Origin of the sequence: Rhodococcus sp. NPDC080181, from assembly GCF_040702225.1 — a bacterium.
Classification (GTDB): Bacteria; Actinomycetota; Actinomycetes; order Mycobacteriales; family Mycobacteriaceae; genus Rhodococcoides; species Rhodococcoides fascians.
Map to the genome: position 1 here is coordinate 1 of NZ_JBFBKN010000032.1, position 15099 is coordinate 15099.

18 protein-coding genes are annotated in these 15099 nt (G+C 62.9%); 6 read left to right on the forward strand and 12 right to left on the reverse strand.

Features of this window, described 5'->3' with window-relative positions:
- The 8 genes from AB0O58_RS23950 to AB0O58_RS23985 all read right to left on the reverse strand — a co-directional run.
- Positions 1-194 (reverse strand): hypothetical protein (locus AB0O58_RS23950; protein WP_366238875.1); only part of this gene is annotated, 194 nt, incomplete at its 3' end.
- A gap of 65 nt (positions 195-259) precedes the next feature.
- Positions 260-604, reverse strand: coding sequence for a hypothetical protein (locus AB0O58_RS23955; protein ID WP_230593450.1), 345 nt, complete (start codon positions 602-604; stop codon positions 260-262).
- 565 nt (positions 605-1169) lie between these two features.
- The gene (locus tag AB0O58_RS23960) at positions 1170-2714 is read right to left on the reverse strand and encodes a signal peptidase I (RefSeq protein WP_366238876.1); all 1545 of its coding nucleotides are present in this window, start codon (positions 2712-2714) and stop codon (positions 1170-1172) included.
- Positions 2714-3280 carry a SipW-dependent-type signal peptide-containing protein gene (locus AB0O58_RS23965; RefSeq protein WP_366238877.1) on the reverse strand — a complete coding sequence of 189 codons (567 nt, stop codon included), beginning with the start codon at positions 3278-3280 and terminating at the stop codon, positions 2714-2716. The genes AB0O58_RS23960 and AB0O58_RS23965 overlap by 1 nt, the downstream gene beginning before the upstream one ends.
- A complete protein-coding gene (locus AB0O58_RS23970; RefSeq protein ID WP_032371489.1) occupies positions 3277-3837 on the reverse strand; it encodes a signal peptidase I in 561 nt (186 codons plus the stop codon). The genes AB0O58_RS23965 and AB0O58_RS23970 overlap by 4 nt, the downstream gene beginning before the upstream one ends.
- A complete protein-coding gene (locus tag AB0O58_RS23975) occupies positions 3837-4421 on the reverse strand; it encodes a hypothetical protein (protein ID WP_032371490.1) in 585 nt (194 codons plus the stop codon). The genes AB0O58_RS23970 and AB0O58_RS23975 overlap by 1 nt, the downstream gene beginning before the upstream one ends.
- A gap of 42 nt (positions 4422-4463) precedes the next feature.
- Positions 4464-5000 (reverse strand): alternate-type signal peptide domain-containing protein, encoded by a 537-nt coding sequence (locus tag AB0O58_RS23980; protein WP_032371491.1) that lies wholly within the window; start codon positions 4998-5000, stop codon positions 4464-4466.
- 413 nt (positions 5001-5413) lie between these two features.
- Positions 5414-6703 carry an adenylosuccinate synthase gene (locus AB0O58_RS23985; RefSeq protein WP_027494295.1) on the reverse strand — a complete coding sequence of 430 codons (1290 nt, stop codon included), beginning with the start codon at positions 6701-6703 and terminating at the stop codon, positions 5414-5416.
- 203 nt (positions 6704-6906) lie between these two features.
- On the opposite strand from AB0O58_RS23985, the gene AB0O58_RS23990 reads away from it, so the two are divergent.
- The 3 genes from AB0O58_RS23990 to AB0O58_RS24000 all read left to right on the forward strand — a co-directional run bounded on the left by AB0O58_RS23990 (position 6907) and on the right by AB0O58_RS24000 (position 8927).
- A complete protein-coding gene (locus tag AB0O58_RS23990; RefSeq protein WP_027494296.1) occupies positions 6907-7572 on the forward strand; it encodes a hypothetical protein in 666 nt (221 codons plus the stop codon).
- Positions 7569-8342 (forward strand): site-2 protease family protein, encoded by a 774-nt coding sequence (locus AB0O58_RS23995; protein ID WP_045841402.1) that lies wholly within the window; start codon positions 7569-7571, stop codon positions 8340-8342. Before AB0O58_RS23990 ends, AB0O58_RS23995 begins: the two co-directional genes overlap by 4 nt.
- Positions 8343-8459: 117 nt before the next feature.
- On the forward strand, positions 8460-8927 hold the full coding sequence (locus AB0O58_RS24000; protein ID WP_032382205.1) for a pyridoxamine 5'-phosphate oxidase family protein: 468 nt from the start codon (positions 8460-8462) through the stop codon (positions 8925-8927).
- Here AB0O58_RS24000 and AB0O58_RS24005 read toward each other — a convergent pair.
- The 3 genes from AB0O58_RS24005 to AB0O58_RS24015 all read right to left on the reverse strand — a co-directional run bounded on the left by AB0O58_RS24005 (position 8917) and on the right by AB0O58_RS24015 (position 11473).
- Complete coding sequence (locus AB0O58_RS24005) at positions 8917-9846, reverse strand: cation diffusion facilitator family transporter (RefSeq protein ID WP_027494299.1); 930 nt, start codon at positions 9844-9846, stop codon at positions 8917-8919. The two genes, AB0O58_RS24000 and AB0O58_RS24005, sit on opposite strands and share 11 nt — an antisense overlap.
- A 78-nt stretch (positions 9847-9924) precedes the next feature.
- Entirely contained in the window at positions 9925-11019 is a 1095-nt protein-coding gene (locus tag AB0O58_RS24010) for an FUSC family protein (RefSeq protein WP_032371495.1), read from the reverse strand.
- A 37-nt stretch (positions 11020-11056) separates the two neighbouring features.
- Entirely contained in the window at positions 11057-11473 is a 417-nt protein-coding gene (locus AB0O58_RS24015) for a DUF3151 domain-containing protein (protein WP_027494301.1), read from the reverse strand.
- 148 nt (positions 11474-11621) lie between these two features.
- On the opposite strand from AB0O58_RS24015, the gene AB0O58_RS24020 reads away from it, so the two are divergent.
- Positions 11622-12323 (forward strand): hypothetical protein, encoded by a 702-nt coding sequence (locus AB0O58_RS24020; RefSeq protein WP_045841401.1) that lies wholly within the window; start codon positions 11622-11624, stop codon positions 12321-12323.
- 63 nt (positions 12324-12386) lie between these two features.
- On the opposite strand, the gene fbaA is transcribed toward AB0O58_RS24020, so the two are convergent.
- Entirely contained in the window at positions 12387-13427 is a 1041-nt protein-coding gene (fbaA, locus tag AB0O58_RS24025; RefSeq protein ID WP_366238879.1) for a class II fructose-bisphosphate aldolase, read from the reverse strand.
- A gap of 194 nt (positions 13428-13621) precedes the next feature.
- Here fbaA and AB0O58_RS24030 point away from each other — a divergent pair, with 194 nt between their 5' ends.
- Complete coding sequence (locus AB0O58_RS24030) at positions 13622-14353, forward strand: VTT domain-containing protein (RefSeq protein WP_027494303.1); 732 nt, start codon at positions 13622-13624, stop codon at positions 14351-14353.
- Between the two features lie 73 nt (positions 14354-14426).
- Entirely contained in the window at positions 14427-15092 is a 666-nt protein-coding gene (locus AB0O58_RS24035) for a DedA family protein (RefSeq protein ID WP_027494304.1), read from the forward strand.
- Positions 15093-15099 lie beyond the last annotated feature (7 nt).

A 15099-nucleotide genomic window follows, 5' to 3' on the forward strand; every position in this document is an offset into this window, starting at 1 on the left:
TCGATCACCATCCCGGCAACAGGAAGCGGTGGCACACACGACGGTGCGTGCCACCGCTTCACCATGCCGTCGTTGACAGGCCGACCTCCATATGAGGCGGCTTCTCCGCTCCCGGCGGGGCGAATACGAAACAACGAATTCTCGGCATCGAAGGCGTCACCGGATTCGACGAGCCGACGCTGTTCTGAATTCATCGGTAATCGCTAAAGATACTCTCGACCGAATAAATAGATGAAAAACAGGACTGAAGTTGGCTTTGTCAGCCAGATATGCCGACCGAAGACATCGAGGCGTCGACAACGGAGACCGTCGCGGCGTCGGGACCCGGACTGACATCAGAATCCTCTTCTCTACCGCCGATGGTGAATGCGCCCGTATCCGGTAGCCAGCCGATCGCTCCCCGCTGGAACAGGTTGTAGCGTCCGGAACCGGTGGGCGTCGGGCGCTCGTTGCTGATCGGATAGCCAAGTGCGCCATAGGGTCCGCCGTGCGAGAGGTACCACTCCAAGATTGGTCCGTGTACTTCGTGCGCACCACCCTCGGGGAGAGCGAACACCATCGCGTGGGTGAACTCCAACATGCCGCCACCCTGAGGACCGAGCATGAATTCGCCAGTCTGCGCCCCGATCCACGAGTGTTCGTAAGCAAACCGATCGAATTGGTAGCTGAAAACTTCCAAGCCATTGTAATTTTCAGTCATCGACCGGCCCTCCGTCGCTTTACTTGCCCTCGATTATCCACCCGTTTCGTGGACGCGCACTTCGATTCGGAGATATATGTGACGTCTCCGCTATTGGAGAAGGGCGAGAATCTCGGCGGGGACCTCATCCGTCGCTGCGGGGTCGACCACCGTTCGAGACCAGGCGCAGTCGACATCGACTCGCGCCTGCGGCCGGTCTACGTACACGCCGAACGAGGCGCGCCCCCTACGATCGCTCCAAATCGCGGGTAAGCAGGTCCTCCGCAATGGACCTCCGGTCATACGCGATCATCGAGACCTTGCTGTCGGGTCTGACCGACGGACCTTTCGCGCACATGCCCTCGGCATCATGAGGCGCGGACTCGGCGTAGGTACAGCGGAGCGATCAGCACCACCTGCAACCCGCCGCCGGAACCGTGGCAAGAGGCCGGCACACGAAGCCCAGCGGGATGACGTCGGTGGATCGGGGCTAAAGCAACGCGGCGATGTCCGACGGTAAGTCAGCGGTCGATCTCGTACTCGAAACAAACGTGCCATCACCTGACGGAGCCAACTGCACCGGAGCAGATTTCTCCGAGAGGATGTACAAGCTGCCGTTGGAGGACCACACTGCCCCTGTACCGTAACGCTCACTCGACGACACTGGGTATTCGTACACGATCACCTCCGCGGGATCGGTTATTGCCAGCACACCTTGTGCGACACTCGCTGTGTACTCACCCGAGGATTTCGGCGAACCGGGTGAGACAAATGCGCTTGCTGGAGGGGCTGGCGGAAGCGCCGGCGTCTCAGGGACGGCAAGTCCGGGCTCGACTGGTTCAGGGACAATCGGTGCGGGAACGACCGGTTCGGTGGGGACGGTCGGTGCCGACGTCGTCGTCATTGGTGGCACTTCCGTAGCTTTCGGAGGCGCAACCGTCGTGGTCGGTGTCGTGGTCGCTGTCGTGGTCGATGCCGCGATCTCGGGCGAGGTCGTGTTAGCCACCGAACTATCGATCGTCGGCGACGGTATCGGCACAGCTTGCCTGCTAGCCGACGCGGTGGCGCTGCCGTTGCAATTCACACCTAGAAAAGAGGTGATTGTCTGGGTCTGTTTCCCGGGCGAGACCCACTGCCCAGCAGTCGATCGAACGTCTGCATACGAAGTTCCGCCCAACAATGCCCCGAGAAGTCCGGAAGTCACCACCGCGGTGGCGCTACCGGTCTGCGGCACCGTGAAAGCCATCGGGGCCGTGGAAGTTGTACCTGCAGCATTCCGAACTACCACCTGAAACCCGGTGACCGGAGCCACGGGACGGCCGATGGTCAAAGTCACCGATCTTGCCAACGTCCCACCGCCCGAGCAAACCAGTCCTGTCGGGTTGGGTAAGGTACCGGCTGCTAGCGGCCCCGGCCGAACCGTGGCAGTGTCCGATAGAGCAGCCTCAGTCATGTCAGGATGCGCATACCCCATTCCCAGAGCGGTCGCACCAGCAGCAACAAGTGCAATCCCGGTGGACAACGAGTGCCTGCCGCTCGGCGTACGTGACGCACTCGGCTCCGGACGCCATGCGACATACAATAAGAATGCTGCAAGTCCAGCGCCGAGCACCCAGGCGAACGGCGTGGTGGTCCACGTTGCTACATAGCCGCCAAAAGGCACATGCGCGAAAACTCGATCGGCTTCGGTAATTGCATAACTGTCGGCATCGACGTCCGCATTTGCGTCACCTTTGAGGAGGACCGACACAGAGTTTCCGGTAAAACCCTGAATCTTGTTGACTCGGTGCGTAATACGCGATCCATCCGTACGGTTGATGCTCACGATATCGCCGACCGTCAGCGAAGACGCCGGTACGGTACGCGCCAAGGCCAAAGATCCCGTATCAATGGCGGGGCTCATCGACCCGGAACGGAATATCAGCGGTGTGATGCCGAAGAAGACAGCGCACACAGCGAAGACGAAGCAAATAACGCCTAAGAGCGCACCGATATTGAGCGCGGATTCCCTTATCATTTGTCTCGACTTGGCCATCAAGCCCCCGTCGCAGTAAAGAGAAGGCTGACGTTCCCCGTCGAGCTCTGCGCGCTAGCAGGGGCATCCGGCGACAGTCGCAGACTTACGCACAGAACTTGAACTCCGCTTGTGGCGGCCAGGGGTGCTGCCACAGGAGCAATCTGTAGATTCGCGGGCAAAGGGGCGAGTGATGGCGTGACTGCAGTGCCGTCAGTGCACGGCGCAGTCACACTTCCGTCCTTCCTGACAGTTACATCGAAAAATGCGCCGAGACCAGTCCCGGTAACAGCGACGGAGTACGAGAAATTTGTCGACCCGACGTTGCGGACAGTGAATGCCCCTGAGGTAATCGAACCGGGAAACAACCCGGTCAGCGGTGCAGACGCGTAAGTCACCGGATCGTTCGAGTTGTTGATGGTTATGTCGACAGTTCCGGTTGTGAACTGACCTGACGTCGCAACTACAGTCGACGACCACGCGGCAAGAGTGCCCACGGCACCGAGGCCCAGAACCATCCCGAGCGACAGAAGCGCACGAACGCGAGTACTGGACAGGACGTTGAACACCGGACCGAGAAAGCTCACGACTGCAGCTTTCGCCGCGACCGGTCGATCCCTGCGCTCGCAAACTGATAGAGCGCGAATGCAACCAAGCCGCCCGCAATCACGTATACGGCGGTCGTTCGGCGCTCACCGGTAATCCAATTATTCACGTACCCGAGGTACGGAATGCTGTACCAAACACTTCCGCGGATTTGCTCGGGCTTGACCGGGCTCTCATCAGGACGCGGATTATTGTCGCCCTGCGTTGTGTAAACCCGCCTGTTTTCTGCGTCGAAACCGACGGCGACGATCCTGTGCGTTATCACTTCGGGCAGTCCGGACGCAATTTGGTATGTGACGGGTTCGCCGATGCCCATCGACTGCACGTCGCCCGGCTTGACGACGATCAAGGTTCCAGGTGGATACGTCGGTTCCATCGATGAGGTCAGAACTGTGTATGCCTGCGATCCGCTGACCTTCGGCACAACCACGGCTGCAAGGAGGATCGCCACCACACAGAACAAGAGAAGCAAGGACATAACGTTGACGATCCACCAGCGGAGCCCGGTCTTCTCGCTGGTCTGCTCAGCGGTCGTCATTACTTTTGCACCTGCTCTCCAACAATGGTGAATTCATGTCTGTACGACGACGACACTGACGTCGAGGCGGACACCAACGTCGACCGCACACACAGCACCACTGCCTGATTGGCCTGAATGGTCTGCTCCAAGATCGGCGTTCCGACGGGGACGATTGCAGGCGACGACGTGCTCGCGGAAACGCTGACTACGGACGGGCCCGACGGCGCACTGGTCGTCGTGCAAGCAGCAACAGTCGTGCCGATCCGGACGTCTACGGCGACTTGCACCGGCGTGGCCGGCGCCACCGTAGCCGGCGTCAATCCAATCCTGCTCACTCTGAACCGCAGCGGGACGTTGCCACCGTTCCTCAACACCATCGCACCCTGGCCGAATTCACCGGGTGCAATCAAAGTTTTGGCGAGGTTGTCGAACTGGAAAACCTGGGAGGTCGTAGTCGAATCTCCACCCGCAAAGAGAGTCAACGTGCCCGCTTTGACCGACCCCGCGTTCATCGTCTCTTGGTCGCGCCACAGTGCGCCGGTAGTCTGCACTGACCCAAAGGCCAGGACAGCCACCGACGCAACCGCAATACCGAGCCACATTGTCTTGACTCTCGGTCTGAGTTTCGACACGAACCGAAATGACTACGGACGTGTCTGCTGAAGATTCAGCTTGAACGTCGACAAATTGATAGTGCCGTTCTGACCGACCTGATTGGCGGTTTCCCTATCGAAGGTGACCTTCGCCGACACCGTGATCGTCTGTCCGGCCTGAGCGGAGGTAATTGTGTTGGATCCGGTCGAGTTGGTAACCACGACCGGAGCATTGACAGCAGTCAATCCGGAAGTGCCGTCGTACCTCACTGCGGTCAGGGGATCAGCCGTCAACGTCGCGGTCAGATTGTTACCGGTGGCGGTGACTACGAATGTTGCGTCGTACTGCAGGATGTCGCCGGGTACCATACGGAAGCTGGCGATCGATGGGATCGGGGTGCCAGGCGCACCCGCCGAAATGTCTCTCCATCCCGTACTGGTACCGGGAGCGATGTCGAGAATACCTGCAGTCACGGTGCCACCGTCGACGGTTTCGCTATCACTCCAGAGCGCGTAGGACCCGGCACCGCCGAGCAGGAGCACGCCAGCGGCAGCGGCAGCGAGCGCGCCCTTGGTTGCCTTGTTCATTCGTTCTACTTTCTTCGGTGGCCACACGGGGCCGAGGGGGGTGATCCGATCGGATCGTCGGCCATCCGAAGAGGCCTCCGCAATTGGTGCGATGCTCATTGTTTCGCCACGTCTACCTGGCCTGTTACCCAAGTGAGGGTAAAAGTCCAAGAGCTTTTTCGGCCGCTCGTTTCGTACTCTGAGTTTACAAGTCGAGATCGACTGTAACGCAGAGTCGCATCGGTAATCGGTCGAATTGGGGGCAGTTCGACGGCTGTTTCGCAGTGACCACCCGTCGATAGAGTCATTTCGGCGCAATTGGCAAAACCACAGTTCGTTTTCAACCCACAGCCGATGTGAAAGGTCCAGTCCGTCCTCATACAGCAAAAAGCCCCGAGGCAGTGCGCCTCGGGGCTTTTCGATAACGGGTTCGGCTACCGCAGAATGTCTCGACGGACGATGGTTTCGTCGCGGCCCGGTCCCACACCGATGCACGACATGTACGCACCCGACAGTTCCTCGAGACGCAGGACGTAGTTCTGCGCGTTGATCGGCAGTTCCTCGAATGTCCGGGCACCGGAGATGTCTTCCCACCAACCGGGCATCTCTTCGTAGATCGGCTTCGCATGGTGGAAACCGGTCTGCGTCATCGGCATTTCGTCGTGACGGACGCCGTCGACGTCGTAGGCGACGCAGATGGGCACGGTGTCCAGGCTGGAGAGCACGTCGAGCTTGGTCAGGAAGTAGTCGGTGATGCCGTTGACGCGGGTGGCGTACCGAGCGATGACCGCGTCGAACCAGCCCGTACGTCGGGCGCGACCGGTGGTGACGCCCACCTCGCCGCCCTGCTTGGCCAGGTACTCACCATGGTTGTCGAACAGCTCGGTCGGGAACGGACCGGATCCCACACGCGTCGTGTACGCCTTGAGGATGCCGAGCACCGTGGTGATCTTGTTCGGGCCGATGCCCGAGCCGACGGACGCGCCGCCTGCCGTCGGGTTCGACGACGTCACGTACGGATAGGTGCCGTGGTCGACGTCGAGCAACGTGCCCTGCGATCCCTCGAGCAGAATCGTGTCGCCGCGCTCGAGCGCGAGGTTGAGCTGCAGGCGCGTATCGGTGATGCGGTGCTTGAATCCCTCGGCCTGCTCGAGCACCTCGTCGACGACCTGCTGTGGATCCAGCGCCCGGCGGTTGTAGATCTTCGAGAGCACCTGGTTCTTGAATTCCAGTGCGGCCTCGACCTTTTGGGTCAGGATCTTCTCGTCGAGCACATCCGCCGCACGCACACCGACGCGGGCGAGCTTGTCCTGGTAGCACGGGCCGATGCCGCGCCCGGTGGTGCCGATCTTCTTGGCACCGAGGAACCGCTCGGTGACCTTGTCGATGGCCACGTGGTACGGCATGATCAGGTGCGCATCGGCGCTGAGCAGCAGATTCGACGTATCGACATCGCGCTTCTCGAGGCCATCGAGCTCGGTGAGCAGCACACCCGGATCGACGACGACACCGTTACCGATGACGTTCTTGACGCCCGGCGTGAGAATTCCCGACGGGATCAGGTGTAGTGCGAACTTGTCTCCGTTGGGAAGAACGACGGTGTGGCCGGCGTTGTTGCCGCCTTGGTAGCGAACCACCCACTGAAGTCGTTCGCCGAACAGGTCGGTGGCTTTGCCTTTGCCTTCGTCGCCCCACTGGGCGCCGATCAGGACTATCGCCGGCATGTGCTCTCCTACGTTGCTTTCGTGCAAGGACGTGCTGCAGATGTACTCGAGCGAATGCAGCAGTCACCATTCGTCGCAGGCGCGACAGTGGCCGGGGGAACAGTCTAGCCGAGGCGGTGAGCTGGCCCGCATGCCGCTACGGTCGACGCCGAACGAGGGCACTATGGTCGTGACGAGGATTCATCGGAAGATCTAGGAGCGCCGTGACACCGTTCGTTCTGCAGTGCGGCAACCCGCTGCTGCCGATCACGCTGACCGACGTCCCACTGCGCAACGCCGACGCAGTACCGACCGACGACGACTGCAGCGCGATCTTCTCCGACATCGAATCCGCCCCCGAGCCACGCATCATCGTCCTGGGCGACGATGCGTCCCTCGCCGCGCTGCTGACGCGCCTGATGCGCACCGAACGGCTGCACGTCGAGGTCGCGTTCGTGCCGGAGAACGCAACCGACGCCGCGCACATCTACAAGCTGGGCACCGGGTCACGTGCCGCCAAGGTCGCCCTGACGGGTACGGCGTCGAGCACACCCCTCATCCGCGACGATGCAGGCAAGGCCGTCGTCGGGAGGGCTCTGCTCGGCGGTGCCGACGGAACCGACCTCGAAGGCGAGGCCTACGTCGACGACACCCGGTTGTTCTCCGGCGTCGTGCCCGGAGTCGAGGTGGCTCCCACCGCGGACATGCCCGGCCTCCGCGCACGCGTCGTCGGCCGTCGCCGATTTCTGCCGCGCCGCTGGGTCAGCGGCCGCGCCATGCAACTCGGCTCCCCCGCCGCCGAACTGACGCGCGACGGTATCGCCGGCGGCAAGGCGGTGAAGCGGTCGACCTTCTACCGCCACCATCAGGAGTGGTTGCTGGTCCGATGACCGTTCCGGTGCGGCGCAGTCCCGTACTGCCGAGCCCGATCTTCGTCGCGGTGCTCGCCGTCGCCGGAATCGGTGGTGCCCTTGCCTGGACGGCGGACGACGTCACGTCCGTCGCCGCGCGCATCGGAGTGTTCGTGCTTGTTCTCGCCGGGTGGATCGCGTCGGTGTGCCTGCACGAATTCGGCCACGCCTACACCGCGTTTCGAGCCGGTGATCGCGAAGTCGAGCTCCGCGGCTACCTGACCCTGAACCCGCTGAAGTACACCCACCCGCTGCTGTCCATCGTTCTCCCGGTGGTGTTCATCGCGATCGGCGGGATCGGCCTGCCGGGCGGCGCCGTCTACCTGCGTACCAGACAGTTCTCGGCGTCGCCCCAGCGGCGCATCGCACTGGCCGGCCCGTTCGCCAATGCAGTTGTGGCCGTGGCACTTCTGGTGGTCATCAGGCTGTTCGGTACCGACGGCACCAACGCCGCCTTCTGGTACGGGCTCAGCTTTCTGGCGTTTCTGCAGATCATGGCCACGATCCTCAACCTGATCCCGGTGCCCGGACTCGACGGATACGCAGCCCTCGAACCCTCGCTCTCACCCACCACCCGAGCGTCGCTGAACCAGTTCAAGGGATACGGGATTCTCGTCCTCGTTGCGTTGCTTTTCGTGCCGGCTGTCAATGCCGCCTTCTTCGGAGCGATCTACACCCTGTTCGGATTGTCGGGGGTCCCCGAGTTCTTCGCCGGCAACGGCAACTACCTGATGCGATTCTGGATCTGACAGGTCCAGCGGGAAAGAGTGCACGATATCGAACGCGATCGGCGGGATTCCGTCTGTTCGGGCAGGTTCCGTGCATTCCTGCCCAACACTGTCGGTGGTCGATCGCATAATGTGCGCATGACGACGTGGAACGAATTCTCGGCAGCGGCTCCGACTCTCGCGTCCGCGGTGCGGGCCCGATTCACCGCGCACAAGCACCATGTTCTCGCGACACTACGGGCAGACGGCTCACCGCGCGTCAGTGGAACCGAGGTGGAGTTCGTGGACACCGGGGTGCTGCGACTCGGATCGATGCTCGGTGCCGCCAAAGCGCGAGATCTACAGCGCGACGGCCGGTTCGCACTGCACAGCAATCCCGGCCACCACTCGATGGAGGGCGGCGATGCAAAGATCAGCGGAATCGCCGCAGAGATCACCGATCCCGCTGTGCTGCAACCGATATTCGACGCGGCTCCCGGCGAACTCGTGCCGTACCACGTGTTCGATCTCGACATTGGCGAAGTGGTACTGACGTCACTGGTGGACGATCACATGCAGATCGACATCTGGCGTCCGGGAACCGAGGTACGCACCGTCACCAGGTGAGCTCTTCCTTGCAGGTTCGGCCGTGTGCGGTCGGCTCGACCTGCACGGTGGCATGGTCGAGTCCGTAGGTCGACAGCAGCGAGCGCGCTCGATCGAGCACCATCGACGACGACCCCTCGCATTCCAGATGCACCGTGGCCACGTCCATTCCGGTGGTCAGGGTCCACACATGCAAGTCGTGCACTCCCGTCACTCCGGGAAGGGCGCTCAGATCTCCGGTCAACGCGTCCACGTCGACGTCGGCAGGACTCGCCTGAGTGAGGATGCGCAGTGCCGACCCGGCGAGCTTGATCGCACGCGGAACCACCCACAGCGAGATGAGCACGCCGACGACGATGTCGACCCAGGTCCACCCGAACACCAGCATGAGCACACCGCCCACCAACACACCGACGCTGCCGACGGCGTCGGCCAGCACCTCCATGTAGGCACCGCGAACGGCGAGAGAGTCCTTCGCATCGCCGCGGATGAGCATCATGACGACGATGTTCGCGGCAAGACCGGCCGCTGCGGTGAGAATCAACGGAAGACCGGGGATCTCGGGCGCATCGCCGATGCGAGATATCGCCTCGTACATGATGAACGCCGCAACGCCCAGCAGCAGAACAGCATTCGCGATTGCGGTGAGCACCTCGGCACGGTGCCAACCGAATGTCCTTGCCGCTGCGGCACTTCCCTTCCGCGCAAGGACGAGAGCGATCAAGCCCATCGACATTCCGAGTACGTCGGTGAGCATGTGGCCGGCATCGGCCAGCAGACCGAGCGAGCCGATGGCCAGCGCCACGGTCAGTTCGACCACCAGGAACACCACCAGAACGGCCAACGCCACGATCATCTTGCGAACCCGAGATCTGGGCGGTCCCGCGCCGTCGGGCGAATGACCACCCACGCCGTGGCTGTGTCCGTGACCCGCGCCCATGACTCCCCCTCGTGACTGCAACGACTTCAGGCAGTCACCATATGCGTACATACGCATATATGCAACGGTGTGCTCGGGTCACAACTCCGGCGGGACGTGCGGATGCTTGACCGTCGGCGGCAGAGTCGCCAACGCAGAGATGCGCTTGAGCCCGGCGACCTGCAACAGATCGACGATGATCGACCGCAACTGAGCGAGCACCACCGTCGCCGACAACCCGGCGTTCGAGATCAGTTCCGGCTTCGCTCCGGCAGCGACCGACCGCAACACCCGCGCGGCCTCCGCCGCATCCGGCTTCTGCCCCGGATCGGCGAGAATCATCTGGCGTAGGACTTCCACCGCGTGCGCCAGCTTCTCCACCTCGTCGACCACCCGCGGGTCCAGAATTTCGTCGTCGCGCACCAAGGTCAACGACCGCCGTGCCAGCACCCGAATATTGCGAACAGCGTTGTCGATGGGGTCGGCTGTCGCCGCCAGGGCCGCCAACCGAGTGCGATGATTCCAGTACATCGGAGAAATGCGCGCGATCTCCCGGCCGCCCTTGAGATCGGTTCGCAGAGCGTCGATGCCGGACTGCGTCGCCCGAGCCTTGCGCAACGCATCCTCGATGGGCTTCGGGTCGTTCGCCACTAACCCGTCGGCCACTTTCTGCAACACACTCGCCGCCGTCGCCAACACGTTCGCCGCATCCTTACGCGCCCGCCACACCGGATGCGTCGGAATCAACGCCACGATCGCGATGCCCACCAGACCACCGACCAACGCGTCGACCATGCGGTTGGGGCCACCCATGTTGCCGGGCGGAATGAGGGTCGCCACCAGCACCGCGGACGATCCGGCCTGCATGGCGATGATGGGGCCGCCGTCGAGGAACACCGCGGCCGACATCGCCAACACGACCACCAGCGCGATCTGCCATGGCCCACTGCCGATCAGGGAGATCAACAGATCGCCGACGCCGATGCCGACCGTCACGCCGGCCACCAGCTCGGCCGATCGGCGCAACCGCGCCCCGAGGGACACACCGAGCGAGACGACGGCCGCAATGGGCGCGAAGAACGGACGTTCGTGACCGACGAGATCCGTAGCGACGAACCACGCGACCCCGGCCGCCAACGCGCACTGCACGATGGGCAACAGCGACAACCGCAGCCGCTCGGTGCCCGCCTTCATCCGGGTTCGGCCACGCGCCCGGCTCGCGCGGGCACGATCAGCCCAGGCCGAGCGCTTCCGCTGCTTTGGGGTCACAGTCTTCGAGGAGGTCGAGGCAGCGGGCGTACTCGTCGTGCTCGCCGATGTCGCGGGCGGCTTTGGCGAGGACTGCGACGCATCGGAGGAATCCGCGGTTGGGCTCATGGCTGTACGGGACCGGCCCGAATCCCTTCCATCCGTTACGACGCAACTGGTCCAGACCTCGGTGATAACCGGTACGCGCATAGGCGTACGCGGTGATGGTGGCACCCGATTCGAGAGCGGCCTCGGCGAGATACGCCCACGCGATCGACGCCGTCGGATGTGCCGCAGCAACCGTCTCGGGAGCCTCGTGATTCAGCAGTGCGGATTCGGCCTCGTCGTCGCCGGGCAACAGCGTTGGTTGAGGTCCGAGCAGATCACCGAAAGAAGTCATGGCGCTCATTGTGCCCCTACGTCACCCAATCGTGTCCGAACACCCCCGGCGGCGCTCACGCTGCGCTGCACACGCGGTCGATAGGCTGCCAGCTGACGAAATTTCGGACTTACAGCTTTCGAGGAATTCGGTGAACGAGGGAGAACGCATGCCGGACGAGAAGAACAATGCGACCCCCGAGGCCGACACGACCAAGATCGACCTGAACAAGAAGAAGCCGGCCGACGAATCGACGGACGCCTCCACCGAGAAGATCGCTGCACCTGCAGCCGATTCGCCGGTAGCTGCGCCTCGAAAAGCCGAGCCCCAGAAGATTGCGGCCCAAAAGATCGCGCCCAGAAAGATCGAACCGCAGAAAGCTCGGCCGCAGCAGGTCGGACCACGCCGCGTCGGACCGCCGGCTGCGGAACCGAACAAACCGAGTCACAAGAAGTGGTGGGCGGCTCTGGTGGCCGCGGTAGTCGTGATCGCGGCAGTGGCCGCCGGTGCGTACCTGCTGATCGACCGCACGAACGTCGAAGACTCCCCGGAAGCGCAGATTCGCACGACGGTCGAGTCGTTCACCAGGGCGCTGGCCGCCGGGGATCTGGCCACGCTGCGCAGCACGTCCTGCGGAGACCTGGCGACGTTCTATCGCGACATCCCGGACGCGGAGTTCGCCGACGTGCATCGGGTGTCCGTGGAGCAGGGCAACATCCCGACCGTCGACAGCATCGACGCCATCCAGGTCACCGACGACTCCACGGCGATCGCCCAGGTCATCGCCCACACGGACGCCAACCCGAACGATCGTTCGCCGCGCACCTTCGACCTGAGCCTCGACGGCGATCAGTGGAAGGTGTGCAGCTGAGTACCCATGTGAGTGGAACTTCGTAGCCCACTACGAGGTTCCGCTCACATGGGGTGCGGCCGCTTATCCGGCGCTGACGCTGCGTCCGGCCGACTTCAGGTCGTTGCAGGCCTCGATCACACGGGCCGTCATTCCGGCTTCTGCCTTCTTGAGGTAGCTGCGCGGGTCGTAGGCCTTCTTGTTGCCCACCTCGCCGTCGATCTTGAGCACACCGTCGTAGTTGGAGAAGAAGTGTCCGGCGATCGGGCGGCTGAATGCGTACTGGGTATCGGTGTCGACGTTCATCTTCACCGTTCCGTACTCGAGCGCCTCTTCGATTTCGCTCTTCGCCGAGCCCGATCCGCCGTGGAAGACGAAGTCGAACGGCTTCGAGCCCGATGCCAGGCCGAGCTTCTCGCTGGCCACACGCTGACCGTCGGCGAGAACGGACGGCTTGAGCTTGACGTTGCCCGGCTTGTAGACGCCGTGCACGTTGCCGAACGTCGCCGCCAGCAGGTAGCGCGAGCCGGCGTCTCCGGCACCGAGTGCCTCGACGGTCTTGAGGAAGTCCTCGTTCGACGTGTACAGCTTGTCGTTGATTTCTGCCTCGACGCCGTCTTCCTCGCCGCCGACGACACCGATTTCGATCTCCAGGATGATCTTCGCGGCCGCAGCGCGGGCCAGCAGATCCTTCGCGATCTCCAGGTTCTCGTCGATCGGCACGGCCGATCCGTCCCACATGTGCGACTGGAACAGCGGGTTCTTGCCGGCGTCGACGCGCTCCTGCGAGATCGCGAGCAGCGGACGCACGTAGGTGTCCAGCTTGTCCTTGGGGCAGTGGTCGGTGTGCAGCGCGATCGTGACGTCGTATTCGGCGGCCACGACGTGGGCGAACTCGGCGAGAGCGACAGCGCCGGTGACCATGCTCTTCACACCCAGGCCGGAGCCGAATTCTGCGCCGCCGGTCGAGAACTGGATGATGCCGTCGCTACCCGCGTCGGCGAAGCCTTTGATGGCGGCGTTGATGGACTCGGAACCCACACAGTTGATTGCCGGGAAGGCGAACTTGTGTTCCTTCGCCCGGCCCAGCATCTCGGCGTAGAACTCGGGAGTTGCGATAGGCACGGCGTCATTCCTCCATTGAAAGTTCGATTGTGTCCTGTGCAGTATGGCAACCTCCGGGCTCGGTGTCGTGCGTACCCGCTCACGTCCCTCCCGGGTGGTTGTCCGTCGAGGGGTGCCGAACAGGCCATCGAGTTCACGGTCGGCCGACACCGACTGTTCAGGAGTTGCCGGTTTCGGCCGGTAGTGTGGGCGCGGTGAGTCTTCTTGCTGCTTCGGAATCGGTGACGACGAATCTGGCCCTGTTGCCCGGTTTCCTCGATCCGGTGAACCTGCTCAATTCCTTCGGTCACTGGGTCCTGATCGGTCTGCTGCTGGTGGTGTTCATCGAGTCCGGCCTGCTGTTCCCGCTGCTGCCCGGCGACTCGTTGCTCTTCACAGCCGGCCTGATCGCGGCGTCGAAGTCCACCGAGATCGAGCCCTTCGCGTCCATCTGGACGCTGGTCATCCTGATTCCCATCGCGGCGATCCTCGGCGACCAGGTCGGTTTCCTCATCGGCACCAAGGGTGGTGCCGCCCTCTTCAAGACGAACGACGCCCGATTCTTCAAGAAGAAGTACATCGACGAGTCGCACGTCTTCTTCGAGAAGCACGGCCCGATCACGATCATCCTGGCGAGATTCGTACCCATCGTGCGGACGTTCGCGCCGGTCGTCGCCGGTGCGTCGCACATGAAGTACTCGCTGTTCCTGACGTACAACGTCGTCGGCGGCATCCTGTGGGGCGCGGGTGTCACGGTTCTGGGGTACCTGCTCGGACAGATCGCGTTCATCCGCGACCACGTCGACATCATCTTCCTGCTGATCGTCGCCGTGTCCGTACTGCCCATCGTGATCGAGGTCGGCAAGCGCATGATCAAGGCCCGCAAGACTCCACTCGGGGAAGCAGCAGACGCGATCGAAGCCGACGCCCCGGACTCCAAGTCCTGATCGAGAAATTCCGAAAGCGATCGAGCCCGTGTCACTGAGCGCCACAGCATTGACCGCCACCGCACTGCAGACCGTGTCCACCGAGGCCGTCGGCAGTTTCGGACCGCTGCAGTCGGCGGGTCCGCTGGTCGTGTGGGTGATCGTGATGGCATTCGTGTTCATCGAATGCGCGGTGATCATCGGCCTGTTCCTACCCGGTGACTCGATGCTGATCACTGCGGGCATCGTCATGGCGACGCACGCGTCGGGCACCGGCCACATCTGGGCTCTCTCGGTCGGTGCGATGGTCGCGGCGATCGCGGGCAACCAGGTGGGATACATGATCGGCCACCGAACCGGTTCGACGCTGGTGGCCCGCAAGAACGGCAAGTACCTCAACACCAAGAACCTGCACAAGGTCAATCTGCTGCTGGAAAAGCACGGATTCTGGGCGGTTCTCGTCGCGCGTTGGATCCCGTGGGTGCGCACGCTGTGCCCGATGGTCGCCGGGGCGGCGAAGATGGATCACCGTCGCTACACCATCGCCAGCACTCTGGGCGCGATCATCTGGGCACCGGTGCTGTTGCTCGTCGGCTTCTACTTCGGCTCGTTCATCCAACGCATCCCGTGGCTGATGCCCGCGGTGCTGATCAGCATGATCGTGCTGCTGGTCGTCGGAACGGGTCTGGGCATCTGGCAATACCGCAAGGAAATGGCGCGTCCCGAAGAGACGATCGTCGTCGACGAGGTTGTCGAGTAGGACCCGG

Coding starts and splice junctions, on each gene's coding strand:
- AB0O58_RS23955 (WP_230593450.1), bottom strand. CDS start 604: ATGCTCGGTCCTCAGGGTGGCGGCATGTTGGAGTTCACCCACGCGATG.
- AB0O58_RS23960 (WP_366238876.1), bottom strand. CDS start 2,714: ATGGCCAAGTCGAGACAAATGATAAGGGAATCCGCGCTCAATATCGGT.
- AB0O58_RS23970 (WP_032371489.1), bottom strand. CDS start 3,837: ATGACGACCGCTGAGCAGACCAGCGAGAAGACCGGGCTCCGCTGGTGG.
- AB0O58_RS23975 (WP_032371490.1), bottom strand. CDS start 4,421: ATGTGGCTCGGTATTGCGGTTGCGTCGGTGGCTGTCCTGGCCTTTGGG.
- AB0O58_RS23980 (WP_032371491.1), bottom strand. CDS start 5,000: ATGAACAAGGCAACCAAGGGCGCGCTCGCTGCCGCTGCCGCTGGCGTG.
- AB0O58_RS23985 (WP_027494295.1), bottom strand. CDS start 6,703: ATGCCGGCGATAGTCCTGATCGGCGCCCAGTGGGGCGACGAAGGCAAA.
- AB0O58_RS23995 (WP_045841402.1), top strand. CDS start 7,569: ATGACCGTTCCGGTGCGGCGCAGTCCCGTACTGCCGAGCCCGATCTTC.
- AB0O58_RS24000 (WP_032382205.1), top strand. CDS start 8,460: ATGACGACGTGGAACGAATTCTCGGCAGCGGCTCCGACTCTCGCGTCC.
- AB0O58_RS24005 (WP_027494299.1), bottom strand. CDS start 9,846: ATGGGCGCGGGTCACGGACACAGCCACGGCGTGGGTGGTCATTCGCCC.
- AB0O58_RS24010 (WP_032371495.1), bottom strand. CDS start 11,019: ATGAAGGCGGGCACCGAGCGGCTGCGGTTGTCGCTGTTGCCCATCGTG.
- AB0O58_RS24015 (WP_027494301.1), bottom strand. CDS start 11,473: ATGACTTCTTTCGGTGATCTGCTCGGACCTCAACCAACGCTGTTGCCC.
- AB0O58_RS24020 (WP_045841401.1), top strand. CDS start 11,622: ATGCCGGACGAGAAGAACAATGCGACCCCCGAGGCCGACACGACCAAG.